Genomic DNA, 23,410 nt, shown 5'->3' on the forward strand with positions numbered 1-23,410 from the left:
TTTACTAGGTTCTGTTGCAATGCTTCTTAGCAAATAAAAAGTTAAGTTAATTACAATGAAAGATTATGCAACTCTTAGTAATTACTGTAATTCATTGTACGTCGAAAAACCGCAGTCTAGTCCCTGACTGCGGTTTCGTTTATATAGAGATAGAATCAAAATTCTATACTTTCGGAATTTTTTACACGGGCAAACCATTGACCTATTATCTCGTTATGATGCTCAATAATTTGAGACGCCGATAATAATGTAGAGTTATATGTACTATGTCCATTCTTTACAAGAGTAACGTCATATCCTAAGCTGTATGCACGCCGGCATGTTGCATCTATGCAAATTTCAGATTGAATTCCTGCTATAACAACTCGTTTTATATTTCTCATTTCCAGCTCTTGTTGAAGACTCGTTTTATGAAAAGAATCCGGATGATTCTTTTCAAGAACGACATCTCCTGTTGCTGGAGTAATTGATTTATGAATTTCCCATCCAGGTGTCCCTTGTCTAAGCGAAGAACCAGACTTCCCATTAAACTTCATATAAAAAATAGGGGCTGAAGCAGAACGGGCTTTAGAAATCAATAATTGAATGACTCTTAATAATTCCGTTCTATTATATAGGACTTTTCTCTCCTCAAATGAACCTACCTGTACATCAATAATAAGGAATGCTGTACAGCTTTTCATCATAAATACCCTCCTAATACTTGGTTCAAAAATACAAAAGTGAAATATATGCAAACTACAATGCTATGCATATTTAATGTATCCAAAAGTTCCAAAGAATATTGCATGGAGGTATGAAGTGGATTCCAATAATTGTATCTATTCTTTTTCTAGAATCTGTTATTAAACCTGAAATCAAATATATAATTATTGGTGCAGCTATAATTGCTATTCTAGCCAATGTTGTTGCCGGAACGAAGCGTCTCTTTAAATAAATCGACTTCAAATTAATATCCAAGACACTCAAAAGTATAAATAATTTAAGTGTCTTGGAAATATTTTATCCTTTAAATATTTCTGGTTTTTCCACTCTGAATGATTTCACCTCACCGCACTCTAAACAGAATGTTGTTAATAGTTTAGAACGGTCTCCTGCTTTAAAGAGCGAACTAGACGTATCTTCACAAACATATGCATGATAAGCAAATCCAACTTTCCCCTCTTTAAATTTAGTAGAACCGCAATTATCACATCTCTTATTTTTCATAGTACTAACACCTCTTTAGGTTGATATTTATTTTGGTGTGTTTTTCTATTGTAAAATACATTTCTCCATCTCCTTTACAAATAGAAGTAAATTAACTTGGTTATAAATAGTGTTTTCGACATGATACACCATGTCCCTTTGTAAAACTTTGTGAAATATGCTGCGGAGGGCTGTCTGTATGTTATATTTCCTTTTTATTTATATATTCGCAAGTAAAATAGCATGATATCAGTATGAATCCCTATAGTAATATGAATTTTTGCATATTTTGAAATTCAGTATATCCTCCGAAAAGTTTTAATTGTATAATGTGTTTTGTCATATTCTTTTAGATTTTTCGACAAAAAATAACAAAAAATAGAAGACGTATTGGGAGAAGGCATTATGTACACAAAACTATTAAAATCAATTACATCATTATCACTAATAGGTGGTGCTTTATTATATACAAATGGCAGTGATGTGAAAGCTGCTGAAGCGGGCGTTTTTTCTGATGTGCCTACATCGCATTGGTCGTATCCTGCGATTAAAGATTTAGCGAGCAAAAATATTATTTCAGGTTATGGAAATGGGATATTTGGCTTTGGGGATGTTGCGACGAGGGAGCAAGTTGCAGCTTTAATTTATCGAGTGCTAGTGCCGAATAAGCAAGGCGGTTCGTTTAGTAATGATGGAACTCGTTACGTATTAAAAGATGGCTCTACGTTTAAAAATCCTTACGGTGATATTAATCGAGATTCTACAATGTTTCCAGAAGAGGTATTAACTTTAACGAATTTAGGGGTTTTTAAAGGTGATGAAAATGGCCGATTTAGACCTAAAGCTTCTGTGAGTCGTGCGGAAATGGCACAAATTCTTACAAATGCTTTTCATCTTGCTGCTAAACAAAAACATACATTTAATGATGTTCCAAGTCCATTTTGGGCAGAAAATGCGATTAGTGCGGTGCAATCAAACGGAATCGCAGATGGTACAGGCAACGGGGAATTTGAACCATATGGCACAGTAACACGTGAACAGTATGCACAGTTTTTATATAAAACTTTGAAATATAAAAATACTGATGTAAAGGATACAGGAGATGCGGCATTATTAACAGCATTCAAAAATGAAGTACAAAAGCGTATTAATACATACGAAACGAATATTACACTTCCATATTACACGAGAAATAGTAATAAAGAAGAAGTTATGAATACACTTTTTAACGCATATAAAGAAGTCGCAAATAAAAATGAGTATACAAATTATAATAGATCGAATGTTTCATACTCACTATCTGGATCGCCCGGGAATTATACGTTTACGCTACATATTACATATCGCGAAACGAAAGAACAAACCGAGTATGTGATGAAAGAAGCGAAAGCAATCGTTTCTTCTATTATTCAAGTAGGGATGGATGATCATGAAAAAGTGAAGGCGGTTCATGATTACGTAGTAAAACATGTTTCTTACGATACGTCTTATAAAGCGTATACAGCATATGAGGCAATCGCGAATCGTTCTGCCGTTTGCCAAGGTTACACCCTATTAACCTATCAATTATTAAAAGAAGCTGGAATTGAGAATCATTTTGTAGTAGGAACTGGAGACGGTCAGCCTCATGCTTGGAATTTAGTTAAAATCAATAACAAATGGTACCATCTTGATACAACATTCGATGATCCAATACCTGATAAACAAGGGCGAGTAACATATTCTTATTTCAACTTATCAGATGAACAAATTGCAAGAAATCACGAGTGGAACCGCGGGGACTATCCGCAGGCTACAACAAATTATTATGATACACTTACAAATAAAATTGCAGCGGGTAGCTCTAAAACAACTGCATACGAGCAAATATTAAAAGATACAAAACTAAATTATTTAGCAAATGAATACGTTGCGAATAACTATAACGAATTAAAAAGTAAAATGCAGCAGCGCTATAGTGCAAAAGTAGAAAAGATTGAGGTTCTTTATAAGCAATCAATGGACGGTTCCTTACAAGATGTGAAAAAAGCAATTGGAGAAATAGGTTTTCCAAAAGGAGCGAACCGTGTTTCTTATAAAGCGGAGCCGTATAATGCAAAAGAAGGGTATTCTTTGGTGACGATTACGTTTATGTATTGAGAATGAGAAAAAGCATCTGTTTCAGATGCTTTTTTATTATTTTGATTCGACATAATGTGATAACGGAACATAACTGCATCTGTTATGATAACCTTGGGAATTTTACATTTTGGAGGATTAGTAATGGACAAAAAGAAGATTTTTGCTGTGTTAATAGGAATCGTGGTTTACTTGCTTTTGTTATCCATCCAGGCGTCCCAGACAAACGTGTTCCTCTAAAAAATAAACTTGCAGTAATCCTTCCATTGATTGTTATATTCGGTTTAATTTCCTTATATATATAATTAAAACAAGTACTTATCAAGTAACGTTAAAGATATCGATATAGTTAACTGGAAAAATGCATCTCACGCAATCAATGGTGAGTTCTCTAACGAAGTTAATGCCAGGATTCTTGATTTTGTAGAAAAACATTCTAATGACAACTAAGTTGAAAGTGGAAAATATGTTGTAATAACAACTTTATCTCTATATAGCTATTTAAGGGGATTTAGCTCATTTTTTATTTTGGGACATTTTAAAATCTTAGCTTGCTGGAGATAGGGTATCGCCAGCATTTCGGAAAAAAACACGCTAAGAGCATGCAGGACTTTATACAGTTTTCCGGTTAATCCAGTACCAAACTAAACTCATGGTCCGGAACACCAACAGGTGATTGGAGTTGGGCTAAGATTAATATGAACGATTACTACTATGCAGATATGCAAAACTACGATACCAACACTGAACGTGTTGTTTCTCATGAAATAGGGCATGCTTTTGGTCTTGCTCATAACGATATTAGTACAAGTGTAATGCGTGATAAATGGCCGCAAGTACTTGCGCCAAGTAAAGCTGATTTAGATGAAATTACAAGGATGTACCCATAATAATTAATAGGAGGACCTTAAAATGAAAAAATATATTCCATTTTCTATAATAACAACAGTTGTATTATTGGCTTCTGGATGTTCTCAGTTTAATAGTAAAACCGATGCAACGGTAAATAAAACTCAGATAAAAACTGCTGAGGTAGCAAATAACTCCCAGTCAAATGATTTTCCTGTAATTAATATGGGTGGAAAAATGGTGAAATACTATGACGACACATCCACTTTGGTAAATGACAGCTCCTCTGCAATTGAAGGGAATATAGTTAAAAATAAATATATTATATATAACGAAGTATATTTTACCATTTCAACAGTTGTTGTCACAGATGTATTAGAAAGTAATGATAATATTAAAGTAGGCGATAAAATAACGGTTCTTCAAACTGGTGGAGTTTTCGAATATAAGTCCGATCCAAAAAATAAAAAGACATTTGATACGGAGCAATCAATGAAAGATGGCCAACAATTTGAAGTAGTTTTTGAGAAGGCTCCTGTGATAAAAGAAAATAAAAAAGTAATTCTTTTTTTGGAAAAATATAAAGGCCCAATTAGTTGCCAATATGTAACTAGTGGTGATTTCCAAGGGAGATTTCCAGTGGATGAAAATACAGATACTGTGAGTCCGCAAAATAAAGATTTTAAAGAAAAATTCATAAAAACAAATGACTTAAAAGAAAAAATTAAAAAGTTAAAAAAGGAAGAACAATAAAACGAAAATAATTAAGCTACTAAATAATAGAAACGAAACCAACTGTGCTATTTAAAATGGTACAGTTGGTTTCGTTTTGGTACTAACGCTTGCGAAGGTAAAGTTTTTTGCGATTTTGGGCATTTTTTCATGAAGAAAAGACACTCACATGAGTGTCTTTTCCGATAGTTTTTTAGCAGAAGCAAGAAGCTCCAACTATGATTAATAAAATAAATAATACAACTAATAAAGCAAAGCCGCCGCCACAACTACTACAACTACCACCAAAGCCCATAACAGTTCCTCCTTTAGATAAGAGGAGAAAACAAGAGGTCACTCATGTATTTTAACGGATTCAATTTACTTTATGTATTTACGCATGAATTGAGCAGGTCCTTTTGAAAATAAAGAAAAGACACCTTCTAAGGTGTCTTTCTCCGATTTGAACCATCTCAAGTTTAATGATAGGGGGTCTCGCCACACATCCATCAACTTAACGTATATTTTTATACAAAATGCGGTCTTTCCACGTAGTTTTTTATTATCTTTTATAGATGTTATAAAAGTAGGCACATCAAATAAACCCTGACGGGTTTCAAATTTTCGCTATGCTACCTGATGGGCAGAAGTGGTATACTCATACACAACACCTAAAATATCAAAGACTGTTTTTTTCTCATATCTGTGAGATTTTCGTCCGTTTCGCTGTAGGAGGTTAAACAGACGAAGGAGAATCTTTGATAATTCTTGGGTGTTTTTATGTAGTGCTTGATGAAAAAGCAAGAAATAATCTTTAATTATGTACATCGCTTTATATTCACTTAGTTCTTTCTGTTTCTTACGTAACAGGAGTTCTCTCATTTTAAACATAGTAGAAGAACATAATAGGATACTAATGAGTTGTCCATAAAGGTGGCATTCTAATCGCTCTTGTTTAATAGATTTACAACGATGAATTCGAAACCAAGATTTCCATATTTTAAATAACAGCTCAATTTGCCAACGCAGTGAATATAAATCATAGATTTTCTCTTTCGGTACCCATTCCGTAGGAATGTTTGTCATATATACCGTAATTCCTTGTAAAAGTTTCGTACGCTCTGTATATGTAATCCCTTTTTTCTTTTCACGAATAGCTCGATCATGTAGACGTTTCTGTTTTTGCTCCTCTGTACATCTATAAACCACAATGCGAGTGGGTAGTTTGTCTTTGCTCCCTACATATACATCATGTAATTCATACACTTGGACAGGTTGTAATTGGTTCATGATGTCTTCCAAATGAATTTGTATATATACCGGTCTCAATTGAGCAGGTTTTGTTTTAAATACCACTGTTTCGAATTCTTTTCTATATATTTTAGTTGGTAATTTAAGACGCGATAAATAATACCCTTCCTTATCTTGGATCGATTTAAAGTCTTGTAAACGAAAATACCCTAAGTCACGAATATATAGTTCATTCTTTTGTGTCATGTCCATTCGAGTCGTCCCATATGCCTGATCACTTCGTTTTCCTGGTTCAATTTTCACATCAGAAAACTCTCCACTCAACAAGTCATACTCTAATTGAATTTTCACACCAGCTGTATGACTACAGCCTCCGGCACCAGGATAAGTAGCTGCGAATCAATCTGGAACTTGAAAGGTTGTAGAATCAAGGATGCGAATCCGCTCAAAGTAAGCAGAAAGAGAATGAGAAATTGTAGATGATCCTCCAATTTTAGCTTGTAGAAGTGTAGTAAATACATTTCGAAAGAAGGCTAAAGAAGCCGAGTTAAATCGTCGATTCAGTCCCTCAGGACTTAATAAAATTCCTGTTGAAGTTTCTAATTGACTACAAAGTTGAGTAAGAGAGGTTGTAGCGATTTGTTGATTTAACCATACACACAAAGATAAAAAATGGTGCCCATGGCACTTACGTTTTCGTTTCATTCCACCTGCTTCTATAGCTAATTGATTAAGTGTAGCGGGAGATATATATCGATATAACTCTTCGGCAAATAAAGACAGCTCTTGTTTTTGATGCATATTCATAAAAAGCACGTCACCCTTTCTCATTAACATAAGAGAATAGTAACGTGCTTTTAAGTTTAAGAATAGTCTACATCCTTAAGTTGATGGATGTGGGGTCTCGCCACATACCTATCAAGCTGAAGGGGATCTTTTTTTTAGCTTTTAAAGAAATCCTTCATCGTCTTAGCGCCTTCAATGTTCAATGTCACACCTTCTACTGTATCCTTCTTCTCATCTTTAGCGATCGTAATTTGCTCCTTATTATCAACCCACACAAGAAATTCTTCTTTTGAGTCATCTTTATATGTAACGGTTATAGTAGAATGTGCAGATGCTCTCTTTTTTTGATCTAATGTGATTGTTTTCGTTGTTCCTTTTTGGACTGCTGAAGCGATTGATTGTATCATTTCCTGGTTATCTGTTTGAGATTTGGAACTAGTATTACTTGTTGTTCTAAGTAATTCAATGTTTGTTATGTCTGCGGAGTTGAATGGAATGGCATTTTGCACATGTTCTTGCTTAGTTTTTGGAGTATTATTTGTAGTAGAAGTGCTTGTACAACCAATTAAAGTAAAAGATAGAACACTTAGAGCACATATATAAGTGATTTTTTTCATTTTATCCCCTCCTCCAATTTAATTATAACAATATTCTGTTAGTTTAGGTGGTTATTGTAAAAGGAAGGTAGAATAATATTTCATCCTTACAAAATTGTCACATTCATGTAAGGTAATTCAATAGATTAGATACTTTTTCCATGTCATAATAAAGACATAAGAAAGCTAATTAAAACTACAACTTATTAGGAGAGTGTCAGTCATGATTGTAACAACAACGTCTGGAATTCAAGGTAAAGAAATTATAGAGTATATTGATATTGTAAATGGTGAAGCTATTATGGGTGCAAATATTGTCCGCGATTTATTCGCTTCAGTTCGTGATGTTGTCGGTGGTCGTGCTGGTGCTTATGAAAGCAAGCTAAAAGAAGCTCGTGATATTGCAATGGGAGAAATGAAAGAACTTGCAAAACAAAAAGGTGCGAACGCTATCGTTGGTATTGACGTAGATTATGAAGTTGTTCGTGATGGAATGTTAATGGTTGCTGTAAGTGGTACAGCTGTACGTATATAATTAAATAAAAAACAGGCTCACCCCTTGAAGTTTATGCTTTAAGGGGATTTTTTTGTTTTCAAGTAGTAGAAGTAAAAAGAATGAGCTTGATCCTTTAGGAAAAAGCCCATTCTTTTAATTTAAGCTATAAGATCTTTCGCTTTTATTTTTCTTTTGTTCATGACTAAAGTTAAAATGAACAAAATTAAGCTTAGGATTGCTATTATAATAAAAACTTGCGTATAACCATCAAAATAGTCGCGGGTAATTCCTGCTAAGACAGGAATGAATCCGCCCATAATATATCCTCCTGACTGCATCATAGCAGTCCATGCACTCGCATCTTCTGAAGTTTTTGTTTCATATAGCGGTAGCATAAGAGCGAGTGGGAATACGCCGCCGAGCCCGATACCTAGTAAAATAGAAGGGATCCATGGTGTAGTTAGTGGATAAATCATAAGCGATAAACCTACGAGTACGAAGCATATACTCCCTAATAACCAAAGTGCTCGGTTTTTATAAATATCCGCTAATGTTGGAATTAAAAAGCTGCATATCATTTGAATAACTGTAAAAACAGTTATAAGAGTACCAGCTTGTTCGCTACTGACACCCATACTTTGATTTGCTGGCGCAAGCCACGTCGTAATGGAGTAAAAGATTCCTGATTGTAGTCCGAAAAAGATTGTGAACAACCATGCTTTTTTATTTCTTAAAGGTAAACTATTATTCTTTTTATCTTGTGTACTCGTATTCTTTTTTCGTTTCATAACCGGATACCAAAATATAATAGCGATAATAGTAAGTACACCCCAAAAAGCGAGTGCCATATTCCAAGATCCTTTTAATACATGTTGTAAAGGAATCGTTAATCCTGCACTTAAAGAAGCGCCAGTTCCCATGCCTACTGAATATATTCCAATCATTAAGCCGATTTTCGTAGGGGATTTTTCTTTAATAAAACCTGATAGTAACGGACCTGCAAGTGCGATCCCAATACCGATAAATAAAGAGCTCGCGAATAATGTGGAAATGGAAGAGGTAAAAGCCCTCATACATGTTGCGAAGCCAATTAAAATAAGACAAGCCATAATTGCTTTTTCTGCCCCATATTTTTTAATGACCTTCCCAGTCAGTAAGGCGAATGTCCCCATACAAAAAACAGGAATAGCTGTTAAAAAACTAACGGAAAAATTGCTTATATTTAAATCTTGTCGGATTGTTTCTAATAAAGGTGAAATAGATGTAATTCCGATACGTAAATTAATGGAAACAAAAAATAGTGCTAGTATATACAAATAAGTTCGTCCTTGATGTTTCAATTTAATTTTCTCCCCTCTTAAACATCGGACGTTATTGAGTATATCATCTGATGTTTGAGTGTAATATATAAGGAGCTTATTTCAGCTCCAAATTTTGAACGGCGTATGTTCGTGCCTCTTCGGCATTTTGTTTAAAAATAGCTTGGAATAACTTTTCATGAATGTCAGAGTTATCTTCATAGTTCACTGTATTTAATATTAATTGGCTTAAAATGTGGCGAAGGGCAGGTACGAAAGATTGATATAAATCAAGTAGAACTTCGTTTTTGCTCGCCTTTGCAATTGCTAGATGAAACTGAATATCTGCGTCTATGTATGCTACATAATTTCCTTCTTGAAGGGCATTTTTTCTTTTATTCAAATGTCCTTTTAAGTATAAAAGGTCCTCTTCACTTCGGCGCTGTGCCGCTAACATCGCTACTTCTTTATCCAACATATTTCGTGCTTCATATACATGATTAATATTAGCTGTTTGCAATCGTTTTTCAAATGAATCCTGTGTTGTATTTAGTGAGACAATACGAGTACCTTGTCCTTGTCGAACTTCTAAGATGCCGGCATGTACTAATATCTTTATGCTTTCTCGCAGCGTCGAACGCCCTACACCTAACTCTTCCATTAATTGCGGCTCTGTAGGGAGGCGATCACCAACTTCATACTCGCCAGAAAAGATTTTTTCTTGTAAACGTTCCAACACTTCATCGACTAATTTCCGTCGAGAAACTTTTGAAAAAGATTTCTTTTCGTTTATATTCATCTGCTCATCTCCTGTTATATTCGCTTTTATGATAACCAATTTAAGTTCTGTTGACAATGTTATTTTTTAGATAGTTGGAGCGGGAGGGGATAACGTTGATGAATAAATGAAAGGACAGCACATATTTTATATGACTCATATGTACTGTCCTCGCTTATTCCACAATTGTGTTTGTTTTTAGATTATGAAAAATCGTTTCCTGTCTTGCTATAAATTTCATAGGCAAAAAATCCAAATAAATAGCCTATTCCAGCTCCTAAACCAACTGTAAACAGTGAATAATCCGGGAAAAATATGTCGACAATTATACCGATTAAACACCCTAAAAGCATTCCCATTGGTATTAAACTATCTAATAAAACTTGAGCGTTTTTTGATTTTTTCTTACCTAAGTTACCGTTGTTATATTTATGTTTAAGCCTTCCAATTACAAATAATATAATTCCTCCGACTATTACAACAGGCGCAATTGCTGTAATTAACCACATGTTAGAATCTCCTTTCACTTTTCAATTAAACTATACCATAAATTTACAATTATTTTTCATTAAACGTACTATCCACGGATTAATTTAGTCTATTTAAAAGATTAATCAAAAAGAATTTAATCACTCGTCAAAAATACTTTCCCTTTTGTTTTTTCAGCAGATTGAACGACATCAACCGCACTTTTTACATCTGCTAAGTCATACGTAGAATGGACTGTCATGAAACGTAATTGTTTATCTTCTACTAAGCGGATTAAGTGACGAAATGTCTCCTGCCATTTATATGATGACACGTCTTTATTCCAATGTCGTAAATGAAATATATTCGCCTTCACTTTTGCTTTCGTGACAATCTCTGCCCAGTTTACTTGTATTCCTGATAGAAGGCCTATAGTTAAAAAGTGCCCATTTGGACGTAAGCAAAATGCTAATTCATTTCCATCCGGTCCTCCAATAGAATCAATCGCAGCATCTGCACCTAGCCCATTTGTTAACTCCATAACTGTTTCATAAAGCGGGGTAGTGGAAGTATCTATTACATGATGGGCACTAAGCTGAAGTAATTCTTCTGTATGTTTACTATTTCTAGTTACTGCAATTAATCGGAAGTTTAAAATTTGTGATAATTGAACAAAAAGGTGTCCAATAGCGGATCCACAAGCGTTCACTAATAAAACATCATTCTGTTTTAAGTTTAGCGTTTCTGTACACGTAACCCACGCTGTAAGGGGATTAATATACATTTGTGCCGCTGTGAAATCATCAATGGAATCAGGAATAGGGACTACAAAGTCAGCTGATGTTTTCACATATTCTTGCCAAGTACCTTCTCCGCGTAAAGGTAAAACACGTTTACCGATAAGGTCTCTAGAAACGCCGGCACCTACATCTTCTACAATACCAACACCTTCATAACCAGGTACGTTAGGTAAAGGGATTCTATGTGAGTATGCTCCACTTACTGGAATTAAGTCAGATGGATTAATCGGTCTGACTAGCATACGAACGAAAACTTCATTATCTTTTAATGGTTCTATATTTTTATATTCAACCTGTAACACATCTTTCGGATTGCCAAACTCATGAAATTGAATGCATGTTCCGCGCAAAATAAATGGTCCCCCTTAGTGTGATTGGGTTAATTATAGCATTTTTGGTTTAAATGATTATTTCATTAGCACTAAATAAAAGGGAACAGAAAGTCGTCGTTTATACATCTGATAAAATCGTAGAAAATGGTATTGCTGTGTTTAAAAAATTTAATAAAAAATAGGCTCGACCCTTGAAGTTTATGCTTTGAGGGGATTTTTATTGTGCAAATTTCAAAAAGATACATTAATTATGTAGCATTGTATGAATTGTAGAATTGATTTTCTAAATAAGTTATTAGGTACATAGTAATATAATAAAAAGACGCCCTTGTGAGCGTCTTTTTCCAACTTGAGATAGATGTATCATTATTGTTCTGCTAAGGTACATAATTCTCGTTTAAAGCTTTCTCACACAAATGATCTGTGTATCAATTTTTTTGATATACAGATCATTTGTATGATAATTCTTATAGATAATTGCTGAATAATAATTTTACATAAATGCTTTTAAAAGTTCTTGAACCAATGGAATTACTCCACCTACAAATTTTAAAACTGCCATTGCGATTTCCATATGATTGCCTCCTTTTTTTAATAGTAAGATGTAATGAATCTTTATACCCTCATTATAGTAAGCGTTTACAAATACATCAATGCATTTCGATATGCAATATTTCATATTTGTATTCGGTAATGAGGATAAAGAGGAATCAGTAACCTATCAAAATATAAGTCGCATCTTGTATAGTATAATGTAATGGTGGAGGTCAGATATGAAAAAAATAAGTTCAAATATAGATTTGGATACAAATGTATTGGAAGCGGTATTTATTCCAAGAAGGTTTATTATTTTATGGATCACACTCGTATATATAGCTTCAATGCTTTTAGAATTTCGTAATAATATTTTCTCTATGGATAGTTTTTTCTTTACAATAGTCATTGTTATTCATACTATTTTTCATTGGTATTCGAGTTCATTAAAAAATAGGCAATTGTTGTACTTCTTTTTTGTACAACTTTTCATTGTGTTTTTGGCTGCATTTATTGCAACAAATGCTTCGATAGCGATTTTTGTTGGATTAACTCCTATTTTAATCGCTCAAAGTTTATATGTTTATCACAATATATTTAAAGTAATGATAGTTTTTACTCTTATGTATGCAATATTTTGTGCTGCAATTAGTATTAATTATGGTGTGAATAAATTAGCTATTCTTATCTCTATGTTTCTTTTAGTGTTAGCAATTATTATTCCTTTTTCTTATATTAATAAGCAGCAATTTGATGCACGTAATCGTATACAGAGCTATATTCAAGAGTTAGAGTCTGCATATATGAGAGTGGAAGAATTGACGTTGGCTAATGAAAGGCAGCGTATGGCAAGAGATTTACATGATACGTTAGCGCAAGGTGTAGCGAGCTTAATTATGCAATTGGAAGCAATAGATGCCCATATGCAAAAAGGGAATACAGGACGATCTCAAGAGATTATGAAACAAACTATGATAAGAGCGAGACAAACTTTACATGATGCAAGGTTGGTTATTGATGATTTGCGTCATACTACTAATTCATTTAATGAAGCAGTAAAGGAAGAGGTTCAACGTTTTTCTGAAGCTACGTCTATACATGTGAGACTTACTATTCAAAGTCCACCGTATATTTCAAGCGTAGTAAAAGAGCACTGTTTATATGTAATTAGTGAATGTTTAACGAATATCGCAAAACATTCGCAGGCAACAGATGTAAATTTAAAAGTTGAATACATCGCTGACATTGAAAAGCTTACTATTGAAGTTGAAGATAATGGAATTGGTTTTGACACTGGATATATCGGTAAGAATCCTGGACACTATGGTTTAATTGGCTTAAATGAGCGTGTTCGATTGATTAAGGGAGAAATACATATATTGAGTGAAAAGATGAAGGGTACGAAAGTGTATATTCAAGTGCCTATAAATAAAGAAGGAGATAGCCATGAAGTATAACGTATTAATTGTGGATGATCATTTCGTTGTAAGAGAAGGTCTGAAATTAATAATAGAAACGAGTGATTCATTTCAAATTATAGGTGAGGCTACAAACGGAGAAGAAGCCCTTTCTTTCATAGAAAAAAAGAAACCCGATGTTATTTTAATGGATTTAAATATGCCTAAAATGAGTGGTTTAGAAACGATTGAGGCTTTGAATAAAAAACAAAATCATACGCCGATTATTATATTAACTACTTATAACGAAGATGAATTAATGTTAAAGGGAATTGAGCTAGGAGCAAAAGGATATTTGCTAAAAGATACGGATCGTGAGAATTTATTTCGAACGTTGGAAGCGGCTATTCGAGGTGAGATTTTACTACAACCAAATATTATGGAAAAGATAGTGAAGTATAAAAGGAAAGAAGTACATGCTGATAAGGTTGCAGAAAATAACTTAACAGATAAAGAATTGTTTGTGTTGAAAGCTATTGCGCGCGGATATAAGAATAAAGAAATTGCATTTGATATGGGGATAGCTGAGCGAACGGTAAAAGCGCATTTAACAAATATATACAATAAATTAGGCGTTAACTCACGGTCAGAAGCAGTAGCTGTGTCTATTGAAAGGAAGTTAATTCATTTTTAAAACATTATATATGCCCAATCGTACATTATAGGCTTGCCCTTTTGTACGATTTTTTTATTTCTTCCTTATGTTATGCTTCAGAAAGTATGAGAGATCTAAGAACAGTACAATTACAGACTTTTTCTTTTATCCCAACATAGAACGTATTGCTGTAAATTCATTCAAAGATTGCAGTTGATAAGAAATGGGGGAGTTAACACAGATGTTTCTACCTATTACTACATTTGATAGGTTTAGTTGGCTGGGAAATGTTGCATTCTCTTCAGAAAAGATTAGCAGGAATCGAGCGCTTTCGAGGGCCGAAGAACTAAATGCTAATTTGTATGAAGAGAAATGTATAGATTCAGTTAGTAATATTCATGAGGAAATAACGATAGATTTTGTGAAATATGGTGATAATTATGTATCGGGTCATGCGGAACCTTATGCAACAATTGTCATAACGAGCGGCGATATGCTTGTTGGAAGTGGACGGGTTAATGAGTATGGAGAATTTAAAATATATACGAATAATCATCTGGAAGAGTATTTGATAATAAAAGTTCAGTTGATATTAGGTGGTTTTTATCAAGATAGTATAATAGTAAAGGTAGATTGTTAATTTATAATGATTCCAGTTTTTATTTTCTAAATAAAAATGAAAGGAAGCAACAAATTGTTGCTTCCTTTTTCTATTAAGCCGAAGCTTTCTTCATTCTCTCAAGTAAACTAGATAAAATATGCGTACGATAAGATTCTAGTTTTTTACCTTCGTAAGTACGAATACCTAATTTTTTAAGTTCTTTTACATACCAACCTTTGCTTCCGAAATACATGTGATCGCTCCCCTTCAACTTTGTTTATTTGTCCTGATTGTACTTGGAGGTACGGGCAATATAATGAAGGAAATGAATTTCGCGCGAAAATGGTTAACTTTGTTGCAAAAGACATATATACTAAGGGTAGTATATAACGAGGTGGGCAAGACGTGATTATAGAAAAGCACGAAATTCAAATTGACCAAATTACGAGCGGTAAAGTGAATATCTTTACTTTCTATAGAAATAGAAAGCAAGTTGACGATTACTTTTTACAATTGCAAGAACCATCGCTTACAGCAAACTACTTCTTCCATTTTCATTTTGATGCAGAGAGCCTTCATCTTCTGCAGGAAGAGTTTCCGAGCGTATATCCGTACGACCGTATTGACACGATTCACGACTGGACGGAAAAGATGAAAGCGGAATTGCAACATCAGATCCAAACAGGAAAATGGAATAAGCGCATACGTATCGGTAATCGTATTCTAGATGTGGCGTTTACGTGGTGTGACGAAGATATAGTAGAGTGAAAAAGAAGCGGATGACGCTTCTTTTTTTAGCGCTGGAATAAAACGAGCTTACCTGCAGAAGATGTGCAGCGATGTGTTTTTTCATGCAATCCTTTTTCTTGTAAAATAGATTCGCCTTTTGCTTTCGCTTCTTTTTCAGTTGCTGCCTCGAATGATTCATCTAATGCTTTTGAACCATCTTTTTCAAAGACTGTTAGAACGTATACTCCCATGAAAATTCCCTCCAATGATTAAAATCAGAATCTTATAACTATTTTGTCATAAATCAATAGAATATGCAAAGAAATATATGACATTGCGTGGTAAAATAAAGTGAAACTTTAATTAGTGGGAAGTCTTTTCACTCCGCTAATTATTAGTTTTTAGCTATTTTAATATTGATAAAATGAAACTTTTGAACTATAGAAAGGATCGTTATTTGTGAAACAAGTGAAGTTTATACATGCGGCTGATTTGCATTTGGATAGTCCGTTTAAAGGGATGGAAATGAATGTTGCGCAGTCTGTTTGGGAAAGAATGAAGCAAAGTACGTTTGAATCGTTCGAGCGTATTGTTGATAAAGCGATTCAAGAGCGCGTGGATTTCGTATTACTAGCTGGGGATTTGTATGATGCGGAGACGAGAAGTTTGAGGGCGCAAGTGTTTGTGCGTGAGCAAATGAAGCGACTTTCGCAGTACGATATTCCCGTTTTTATTATTCACGGTAACCACGATCATTTAGGGGGAAGCTGGGCGGCAATTGAGTTTCCGGAAAATGTTCATGTGTTTACGGAACCTTATGTAGAAGAGAAGTCGTTTTATAAAAATGGTGAGTTGTTAGCTTCTATTTACGGGTTTAGTTATTTGCAGCAAGCGGTAACGGATAATATGACAGCGCAGTATACGAAAATGAGTGATGCGCCTTTTCATATTGGTATGCTTCACGGAAGTGTGGAAGGGGATGCAGAGCATAATCGCTATGCACCGTTTCAAATTCGTGAGCTGAAAGAAAAGCAGTTTGATTATTGGGCTCTCGGCCATATACATAAACGTGAAATTTTATCAGAAGAGCCATGCATTATTTATCCAGGTAATATACAAGGTCGTCATCGTAAGGAAATGGGCGAGAAGGGTGCATACCTTATCGAGTTAACGAAACAAGGATCGCAATGTTCGTTTTTCCATACGGCGGATGTTGTATGGGATGAGATAGAAGTGAGTATCGATGGACTTGAAACTGTTGATGATCTTATGACGAGCGCGTCAACTGCGATGAATGAATGCCGAAGAGAAGAGGAAGGGACGCTTTTAACTGTCGTATTTACAGGGCAGGGACCACTTTCTCCATATTTACGTGAAGACAAGCGTGTAGAAGAGATTTTTCATATTTTAGCAGCTGGCGAAGAGCGAAAAGACTTCGTATATGCGATGAAGTGGAAAAATGAGACGGTTTCTTTTGCGGAAATTGAACGTTTGAAAGAAGAAAATCATTTCGTCGGTAGTGTGCTAAAAGAGTTAGAAGCTTTTACAAATATGGACGGAGTGTTGCGCACGATTTGGACATCTCCTGTAGCGCGTAATAGTATTGAAGCTTTTACGGAAGAAGAGAAGAAAGAGATTCAAAAGGAAGCGGAAAATATTATTTTAGAGCAATTATTCCAGCAAGAGAGGGATAAAAAATGAGAATTGAAAAACTCCATATTTATGGGTACGGAAAATTAGAAAATGTGGAAATGGATCTTTCATTGCTGACGGTGTTGTACGGTGAAAATGAAGCGGGGAAATCGACAATCCGCTCATTTATGAAAAGTATTCTGTTCGGTTTCCCAACGAGAGGACAGCGCCGTTATGAGCCGAAAGAAGGCGGTAAGTACGGCGGAGCGGTCACTGTGCGAACAGAGAAGTACGGCCGTTTGAAAATTGAACGATTGCCAAAGACGGCAGCTGGTGAGGTGACCGTTTATTTTGAAGACGGGAAAACTGGCGGCGAAGATATTTTAAACGATATATTAAGCGGTGTGAATGAAAGCTTATTTGATTCTGTTTTTTCGTTTGATATGCATGGTCTTCAAAATATTCATCAGCTCGGCGAAGCGGATATCGGTAATTATTTATTTTCGGCAAGCACAGTCGGAAGCGATGCGTTATTGCAGTTAGATAAGAAATTAGAAAAAGAAATGAATCAGCGTTTTAAGCCGAGTGGTCGTAACCCTGAAATTAACGTGTCACTGCAAGAGATGAAGAAAATTGAGGAAAAGATGAAAGAGTGGCAAGGGAAGATTGGCACGTATGAAAAACAGGTCGAGCAGTTAAAAGAAAGTGAAGAGAAACTTGCTTCTGTTCGTGCGGAAAAAGAGTCAGCCGAAAGACGAAAGCAAGACTATGAAATATTAGCAGCGCTGGAGCCTCTCGTTATTGAAAAGAGTGCGCACGAGAAAGTGTTAGAAAACGAAAACGGGCAGTTTCCTGTAAACGGGATGGCGCGCTATGAGGCGGTAAAGGCAAAGATAGAACCGCTGCAAGTACAAGTAGATTCACTTCAAAAAAAGATAGAAACAGTGCAATCAGAAATTGATTCCACAAAAATAGATGAAGCATTTTTACAAAAAGAAAGTTATGTAGAAGAACTTCGTATGCAGCATATGTCTTATGAAAATGCACGTCAAGAAATGCGTGATATGACAGGAAGTATTGCGAATATAAAAGAAGAAATCGCAGAACTACAGCAACAAATTGGTGCTACTTTTGAACAAGAGACTGTTCTTTCATTTGATATAAGTTTAGCGACGAAAGAATTAATTACGCAAACTGTGCAAAAGGCGCGCGAATTAGAAACGCAAAAAGCACAACTAGATGATCGTTTTAAAACGGCTCAAGAGCAATTAGAAGAGCAAGAAGAAAATATAAGACAGATCAAGAAACAAATGTTAGCTGATGAAGAGCGAAATACGTTAGTTGAGAAAGAAAAATCATTTCAAGATGCTGCATTTTTAGGTATGGGCGCAGAAAGAATGAAGCGCAAGTATGAGGAAAAAGCAGGAGCGGCTATGCAAAAGAAAAAACAGTGGCAAAGAGTTTGTCTTCTGTTACTTCTTATTAACACGCTTGTTTTATTCACGAGTCTATTTATAGATAACCGCGTGCTGTTATTTATTAGTGTGATTGTTTTTGTAGGGATTGTCCTTGCTCTTGTTTTATATAAAGATCCATCAGGTGGATTACAAGAAGAGCTTCTTACTCTTCAGCAAAGTGCTGGCGGACGTCAAAGTGAAGAAGTGATGTCGGTTCGCTATCAGTTAGAAAAGGATGAAGAGATTCGAAAATTATTTGAGCGAGAGTCGTATAAATTACAGCAAATGGAACGTGCTTATGATAAAGTCGTTTCATCTTATGAAGAATGGGAGAGAGAAATTTTCCGTACGGGAGAACAAGTAGATGCATATAAAACGCGCTATATGTTCCCTGAATTTTATACGTATGCGCACATATTGCCGGCGTTTGAGCGTATTGAAAAAATGCAGTCATTATATCGTGATTTAGAGAAGCAAAGTAAGCGAAAATCTGCATTGTATGAAATGATTTCGCACTTTGAACATAAACTAGAAACTGTTATCGGTAGTAAAGAGTATAGTAATTTGCATGAGGCGCAAAGTCGTATGCAAAATGAGAAAGAGAAGCGCCAAACTTGTAAGCAGCTGAAAGAGAAGCTGGCGGAATGGCAAGAAGAATATGAGTTCATGCAAGAGCAATTAAAACAACTGCTAGTAGAGCGAGATGGGTTATGGCATATTGCAGAATCTACAGATGAAGAGATGTTTTTAGAAGCAGGTAAACTGGCAGAGAAACGTGAAGATGCGGATAAGCAAGTGGGGCGTTTATTACCTCAAATTGATCTTTTAGAACAGCGCTTAACGAGTTTGTCATTAGCTGAGCATTATGAGGCTGACGGTTATGATGAAAAATTAAAGCAAGAGATTACAGCCGCACAAAACTGTCTTGCACAAGAGAAAGAACTGACAGAGCGTATTGCGAAGCATCGAATAGAAATTGCGAATTTAGAAGAAGGCAGTACGTATGGTGATTTACTACATGAGTGGGAAATGAAAAAATCACAAGTGCGTGAACAAGTGAAGAAGTGGGCTGCATATGCGGCCGCGAAGACAGTATTAACGAAAACGAAGCAATATTATCATGAAGTGCATTTGCCGCGCATTTTACAAAAATCCGAAGAGTATTTCGTGTATTTAACGGGCGGACGATATAGTAAAATATTCTCACCGTCAGAGGCGGAACCGTTCATTGTCGAACGTAACGATGGTATGCGTTTTTACAGTCATGAACTGAGCCAAGCGACAGCGGAGCAGTTATATTTATCATTGCGATTTGCGCTAGCGAAAACGTTTGAGCATGATTATCCATTTATTATTGACGATAGTTTCGTGCATTTTGACGCGGTAAGGACGAATCGAACGATTGAACTAATAAAGGAAATTGCGAAAGATAGACAAGTTATCTTCTTTACGTGCCATGCGCATCTACTCACGTATTTTACAGAAAATGAGATTATAAAATTAACGCGTAAGCGTAAAGAAAATGAGTTGTAGTGTGCTATACTAAAAGTAACTGATTTGGTGGAGGAATTCGAATGAAAAAGAAAATTGTAGAATATGAAGTTGGTGAACAAGTCGATGTTTTCTTGTTAATTAAAACAGCGACAAAAGGTCTCGCAAGCAATGGTAAGCCGTTTTTAACAGTAATCTTACAAGACCCAAGTGGAGATATTGAAGCGAAGCTATGGGATGTATCACCAGAAGTTGAGAAACAATATGTAGCGGAAACGATCGTTAAAGTAGCTGGAGATATTTTAAACTATAAAGGACGTATTCAATTACGTGTGAAACAAATCCGTGTTGCGAATGAGAATGAAGTAACGGACATTTCAGACTTTGTAGAAAAAGCTCCAATAAAAAAAGAAGATATGGTTGAGAAAATTACGCAATACATATTTGAAATGAGAAACCCGAACATTCAGCGTCTAACAAGACATTTGTTAAATAAGCACCAAAACGAATTTTTAGAATATCCAGCAGCGACGAAAAATCATCACGAGTTCGTATCTGGACTAGCTTATCACGTAGTATCGATGTTAGATTTAGCGAAAGCTATCTCGGCTCTATACCCATCGTTAGATAAAGACTTACTATATGCGGGCGTTATTTTACACGATCTTGGTAAAGTATTTGAGCTATCTGGCCCGATTTCTACGACGTATACGTTAGAAGGAAATTTACTTGGCCACATCTCTATCATGGTGAACGAAATTGGTAAAGCAGCAGAGGAACTACAAATCGATGCAGAAGAAGTATTAATCCTTCAGCACATCGTCCTTTCCCATCACGGAAAAGCAGAATGGGGTAGCCCAAAACCACCATTAGTAAAAGAAGCAGAAATTCTGCACTACATCGATAACTTAGATGCAAAAATGAACATGATGGACCGCGCATTAGGACGTACAAAACCAGGCGAATACACAGAACGTGTCTTTGCTCTTGATAATCGTTCGTTCTATAAACCGACGTTCCATAATTAAGATTGTAAATAGAAGGGCCTCATTAAGTGTTAAAAAACTTAATGAGGCTGTTTTTGTATGAATAACATATTAAAAATATCTCGAATCCGAGATAAATCACTTGCTTTTTAATCACTTGAGTTGTAAAGTGATAGTAACGAAAGGAAATGCTTCATATGAGAAAGGTACACTTCGTTCTCTAAATTGCTTTCGTACGAATTATTTTCCAACTATCACTTGACTAGTAAAATGAATTGATTACTTATTATAAACACGTGCTTCGTTGACCAGCGAGCCGAAATAAAACCATTAAATATAAATGAAAATTATTGGAGGAATATATAATGAACCAGTTAAAAGGAATACACCACGTTACAGCGATTACAAGTAGTGCAGAAAAGAACTATGAATTTTTCACTCATGTTTTAGGAATGCGTCTCGTTAAAAAAACAGTAAACCAAGATGATATTCAAACGTACCATTTATTCTTTGCAGATGATAAAGGTAGTGCCGGAACAGATATGACATTCTTTGACTTCCCAGGTGTTCCAAAAGGAGTACACGGTACAAATGAAATTTCAAAAACTTCATTCCGCGTTCCAACTGATGCAGCATTAGCATATTGGGTGAAACGTTTTGACCGCCTTGAAGTGGAGCATACAGGAATTAAAGAGCAATTCGGTAAGAAAACTCTTTCTTTCGTTGACTTTGATGATCAACACTATCAATTAATCTCTGACGAATTGGATAAAGGGATAGAATCAGGTACACCGTGGCAAAACGGTCCAGTTCCATTAGAATATGCAATTACTGGATTAGGACCTGTATTTATTCGTATCGCGAACTTTAGTTATTTCAAAGAAGTACTAGAAAAAGTTCTATTATTTAAAGAGATTGCTCAAGAAGGAGAATTCTATTTGTTTGAAGTAAACGAAGGTGGAAATGGTGCCTCTGTCATTGTAGAACATAATACGGTTCTTCCTGAAGCACAACAAGGTTTTGGTACAGTGCACCATGCTGCATTCCGCGTAGAGGATCGAGCTGTATTAGAAGAGTGGATTGAGCGACTAAGTCGAGTTGGACTCCCTTCATCTGGTTATGTAAATCGTCACTTCTTTGAGTCATTATACGCAAGAGTTGCGCCGCAAATTTTATTCGAGTTTGCAACAGATGGCCCTGGTTTTATGGGAGATGAGCCATATGAAACGCTTGGAGAGAAATTATCTTTACCTCCGTTCTTAGAGCCAAAGCGTGAAGAAATCGAAAAATTAGTTCGTCCGATTGATACAGTGAGAAGTACTAAGGAATTTATTAAAGAGTAAAAATAGAGATAATAAGTAGAAGAGCAAGTAGTTTTAGCGGATCGCTGGAATTGCTTGTTTTTTTATTTTCTCTTTATAAGTATTTTGCTAAAATGTATGTAAAACTGATGGAGGAATAGAATGACGAAAATTAGTGGGTATACTTGTAGATGCTGCGATACATATCATGAAGAAATTCCAACGAGTTATGGATCATCAGCTCCTGTTTATTATTATGATGCTGAACCTGAAGAGCGAGAAGATAGATTTGAAATGAACGATGATTTATGCGTGATGGATGGAGAACATTTCTTCATTCGAGGGAGTATTGAAATTCCTATCATTGGTACAGATGAACATTTCATATGGGGTGTATGGGTTTCGTTAAGCGAAGCGAATTTTGATAAGGTGAATGAATTCTGGGATAAGCAACAATTATTAGAGCCGATGTTTGGTTGGCTTTCGACAGATTTACCATATGAGTTGGAGACAGTAAGCTTAAAAGCGATGGTCCATCCGAGAGCGGACGGTATTCGCCCTTATATTGAACTGGAACCGACAGACCATCCTCTAGCAGTGGAGTTTAGAGAAGGAATGACGATGGAACGTGTACAAGAAATAGCGGAACAACTTTGTATAAAGTGAAACTATAATCAGTGGGGGTTTTGTTCATCCCCCACTGATTATTAGCCCTCACCAATCGGGCGTTTACGGGCAGCAGGGCTCCCACCTAACTTCTTTGCTTCAGCCGAATTTTGAGGTGGGAGTTTTACTGCCCGGCAAATAGCGGGATAAATAACGAGGGTGATGAAAAAGAGTGCTGATGTCTGTTCAGCGCTCTTTTTCATTAGTAAAATAATTGACTTACTTTTAATGCGTAACTATAATGGTTACATAACAACCATCGGTAATAGCGGTGAGTAATATTTTTTTGA

General features: G+C 35.5%; 25 protein-coding genes and 3 pseudogenes. 15 read left to right on the top strand and 13 right to left on the bottom strand.

Annotated features, from left to right (window positions below):
- Window positions 1-155: 155 nt before the first annotated feature.
- On the bottom strand, window positions 156-686 hold the full coding sequence (locus MHI07_RS04990; RefSeq protein WP_002011048.1) for a cysteine hydrolase family protein: 531 nt from the start codon (window positions 684-686) through the stop codon (window positions 156-158).
- A gap of 110 nt (window positions 687-796) precedes the next feature.
- On the opposite strand from MHI07_RS04990, the gene MHI07_RS04995 reads away from it, so the two are divergent.
- The gene (locus tag MHI07_RS04995; protein WP_002011050.1) at window positions 797-937 is read left to right on the top strand and encodes a hypothetical protein; all 141 of its coding nucleotides are present in this window, start codon (window positions 797-799) and stop codon (window positions 935-937) included.
- Between the two features lie 65 nt (window positions 938-1,002).
- On the opposite strand, the gene MHI07_RS05000 is transcribed toward MHI07_RS04995, so the two are convergent.
- Entirely contained in the window at window positions 1,003-1,209 is a 207-nt protein-coding gene (locus MHI07_RS05000; RefSeq protein ID WP_002011051.1) for a hypothetical protein, read from the bottom strand.
- Between the two features lie 384 nt (window positions 1,210-1,593).
- On the opposite strand from MHI07_RS05000, the gene MHI07_RS05005 reads away from it, so the two are divergent.
- The 4 genes and pseudogenes from MHI07_RS05005 to MHI07_RS05020 all read left to right on the top strand — a co-directional run bounded on the left by MHI07_RS05005 (window position 1,594) and on the right by MHI07_RS05020 (window position 4,908).
- Complete coding sequence (locus MHI07_RS05005) at window positions 1,594-3,327, top strand: S-layer homology domain-containing protein (RefSeq protein WP_340822286.1); 1,734 nt, start codon at window positions 1,594-1,596, stop codon at window positions 3,325-3,327.
- Between the two features lie 309 nt (window positions 3,328-3,636).
- Window positions 3,637-3,756: pseudogene (locus MHI07_RS05010) on the top strand (alpha/beta fold hydrolase); the annotation flags it as partial.
- Between the two features lie 218 nt (window positions 3,757-3,974).
- A pseudogene (locus tag MHI07_RS05015) lies at window positions 3,975-4,196 on the top strand (matrixin family metalloprotease); the annotation flags it as partial.
- Window positions 4,197-4,218: 22 nt separating this feature from the next.
- On the top strand, window positions 4,219-4,908 hold the full coding sequence (locus tag MHI07_RS05020; protein WP_340822293.1) for a hypothetical protein: 690 nt from the start codon (window positions 4,219-4,221) through the stop codon (window positions 4,906-4,908).
- A 172-nt stretch (window positions 4,909-5,080) separates the two neighbouring features.
- Here MHI07_RS05020 and MHI07_RS05025 read toward each other — a convergent pair whose 3' ends face one another.
- From MHI07_RS05025 to MHI07_RS05035, 3 genes and pseudogenes are all read right to left on the bottom strand, one after another.
- Window positions 5,081-5,182 carry a YjcZ family sporulation protein gene (locus tag MHI07_RS05025; RefSeq protein ID WP_000505688.1) on the bottom strand — a complete coding sequence of 34 codons (102 nt, stop codon included), beginning with the start codon at window positions 5,180-5,182 and terminating at the stop codon, window positions 5,081-5,083.
- 311 nt (window positions 5,183-5,493) lie between these two features.
- Window positions 5,494-6,924: pseudogene (locus tag MHI07_RS05030) on the bottom strand (IS4-like element ISBce2 family transposase).
- Window positions 6,925-7,058: 134 nt separating this feature from the next.
- Entirely contained in the window at window positions 7,059-7,520 is a 462-nt protein-coding gene (locus MHI07_RS05035) for a hypothetical protein (RefSeq protein WP_340822295.1), read from the bottom strand.
- Between the two features lie 202 nt (window positions 7,521-7,722).
- Between MHI07_RS05035 and MHI07_RS05040 the strand changes: the two genes are divergently transcribed.
- Window positions 7,723-8,034: a heavy metal-binding domain-containing protein gene (locus tag MHI07_RS05040; protein ID WP_000637508.1), complete on the top strand. Its 312-nt coding sequence runs from the start codon at window positions 7,723-7,725 to the stop codon at window positions 8,032-8,034.
- Window positions 8,035-8,153: 119 nt separating this feature from the next.
- On the opposite strand, the gene MHI07_RS05045 is transcribed toward MHI07_RS05040, so the two are convergent.
- The 5 genes from MHI07_RS05045 to MHI07_RS05065 form a co-directional block, all read right to left on the bottom strand.
- Window positions 8,154-9,341: an MFS transporter gene (locus tag MHI07_RS05045; protein WP_340826866.1), complete on the bottom strand. Its 1,188-nt coding sequence runs from the start codon at window positions 9,339-9,341 to the stop codon at window positions 8,154-8,156.
- A gap of 70 nt (window positions 9,342-9,411) precedes the next feature.
- A complete protein-coding gene (locus MHI07_RS05050) occupies window positions 9,412-10,092 on the bottom strand; it encodes a FadR/GntR family transcriptional regulator (protein ID WP_002201513.1) in 681 nt (226 codons plus the stop codon).
- Between the two features lie 182 nt (window positions 10,093-10,274).
- Window positions 10,275-10,580 carry a hypothetical protein gene (locus MHI07_RS05055; protein WP_002159033.1) on the bottom strand — a complete coding sequence of 102 codons (306 nt, stop codon included), beginning with the start codon at window positions 10,578-10,580 and terminating at the stop codon, window positions 10,275-10,277.
- A gap of 116 nt (window positions 10,581-10,696) precedes the next feature.
- Window positions 10,697-11,692: a zinc-dependent alcohol dehydrogenase family protein gene (locus tag MHI07_RS05060; protein WP_445661755.1), complete on the bottom strand. Its 996-nt coding sequence runs from the start codon at window positions 11,690-11,692 to the stop codon at window positions 10,697-10,699.
- A 472-nt stretch (window positions 11,693-12,164) separates the two neighbouring features.
- Window positions 12,165-12,350, bottom strand: coding sequence for a hypothetical protein (locus tag MHI07_RS05065; protein WP_002030171.1), 186 nt, complete (start codon window positions 12,348-12,350; stop codon window positions 12,165-12,167).
- A gap of 94 nt (window positions 12,351-12,444) precedes the next feature.
- On the opposite strand from MHI07_RS05065, the gene MHI07_RS05070 reads away from it, so the two are divergent.
- From MHI07_RS05070 to MHI07_RS05080, 3 genes are all read left to right on the top strand, one after another.
- Window positions 12,445-13,662 carry a sensor histidine kinase gene (locus tag MHI07_RS05070; protein ID WP_340822301.1) on the top strand — a complete coding sequence of 406 codons (1,218 nt, stop codon included), beginning with the start codon at window positions 12,445-12,447 and terminating at the stop codon, window positions 13,660-13,662.
- Entirely contained in the window at window positions 13,652-14,296 is a 645-nt protein-coding gene (locus MHI07_RS05075) for a response regulator transcription factor (RefSeq protein WP_340822303.1), read from the top strand. The genes MHI07_RS05070 and MHI07_RS05075 overlap by 11 nt, the downstream gene beginning before the upstream one ends.
- 202 nt (window positions 14,297-14,498) lie before the next feature.
- On the top strand, window positions 14,499-14,897 hold the full coding sequence (locus MHI07_RS05080; protein ID WP_215569947.1) for an Ig-like domain-containing protein: 399 nt from the start codon (window positions 14,499-14,501) through the stop codon (window positions 14,895-14,897).
- 73 nt (window positions 14,898-14,970) lie between these two features.
- Here MHI07_RS05080 and MHI07_RS05085 read toward each other — a convergent pair whose 3' ends face one another.
- The gene (locus tag MHI07_RS05085) at window positions 14,971-15,111 is read right to left on the bottom strand and encodes a YflJ family protein (RefSeq protein ID WP_000273535.1); all 141 of its coding nucleotides are present in this window, start codon (window positions 15,109-15,111) and stop codon (window positions 14,971-14,973) included.
- A 152-nt stretch (window positions 15,112-15,263) separates the two neighbouring features.
- Here MHI07_RS05085 and MHI07_RS05090 point away from each other — a divergent pair, with 152 nt between their 5' ends.
- Window positions 15,264-15,626: a hypothetical protein gene (locus tag MHI07_RS05090; RefSeq protein ID WP_340822304.1), complete on the top strand. Its 363-nt coding sequence runs from the start codon at window positions 15,264-15,266 to the stop codon at window positions 15,624-15,626.
- 26 nt (window positions 15,627-15,652) lie between these two features.
- Here the strand turns inward: MHI07_RS05090 and MHI07_RS05095 are convergent, their stop codons facing one another.
- Window positions 15,653-15,838, bottom strand: coding sequence for a YhzD family protein (locus tag MHI07_RS05095; RefSeq protein ID WP_000539550.1), 186 nt, complete (start codon window positions 15,836-15,838; stop codon window positions 15,653-15,655).
- Between the two features lie 208 nt (window positions 15,839-16,046).
- Between MHI07_RS05095 and MHI07_RS05100 the strand changes: the two genes are divergently transcribed.
- The 5 genes from MHI07_RS05100 (at window position 16,047) to MHI07_RS05120 (ending at window position 23,120) form a co-directional block, all read left to right on the top strand.
- Window positions 16,047-17,288 (top strand): metallophosphoesterase family protein, encoded by a 1,242-nt coding sequence (locus tag MHI07_RS05100; RefSeq protein ID WP_340822307.1) that lies wholly within the window; start codon window positions 16,047-16,049, stop codon window positions 17,286-17,288.
- Entirely contained in the window at window positions 17,285-20,209 is a 2,925-nt protein-coding gene (locus MHI07_RS05105; protein ID WP_340822309.1) for an ATP-binding protein, read from the top strand. The genes MHI07_RS05100 and MHI07_RS05105 overlap by 4 nt, the downstream gene beginning before the upstream one ends.
- Window positions 20,210-20,250: 41 nt before the next feature.
- Window positions 20,251-21,195, top strand: a complete 945-nt coding sequence (yhaM, locus tag MHI07_RS05110; RefSeq protein ID WP_002030183.1) for a 3'-5' exoribonuclease YhaM — start codon at window positions 20,251-20,253, stop codon at window positions 21,193-21,195.
- Window positions 21,196-21,518: 323 nt separating this feature from the next.
- Window positions 21,519-22,496: a ring-cleaving dioxygenase gene (locus MHI07_RS05115; RefSeq protein ID WP_002159024.1), complete on the top strand. Its 978-nt coding sequence runs from the start codon at window positions 21,519-21,521 to the stop codon at window positions 22,494-22,496.
- A 120-nt stretch (window positions 22,497-22,616) separates the two neighbouring features.
- A complete protein-coding gene (locus MHI07_RS05120) occupies window positions 22,617-23,120 on the top strand; it encodes a DUF2199 domain-containing protein (RefSeq protein WP_002159023.1) in 504 nt (167 codons plus the stop codon).
- Between the two features lie 41 nt (window positions 23,121-23,161).
- On the opposite strand, the gene MHI07_RS05125 is transcribed toward MHI07_RS05120, so the two are convergent.
- Window positions 23,162-23,323, bottom strand: a complete 162-nt coding sequence (locus tag MHI07_RS05125; protein ID WP_340822313.1) for a hypothetical protein — start codon at window positions 23,321-23,323, stop codon at window positions 23,162-23,164.
- Window positions 23,324-23,410: the final 87 nt, after the last annotated feature.

The sequence above is a fragment of the Bacillus sp. FSL H8-0545 genome (assembly GCF_038006105.1).
In the GTDB taxonomy this organism is placed as follows: Bacteria; Bacillota; Bacilli; order Bacillales; family Bacillaceae_G; genus Bacillus_A; species Bacillus_A cereus_U.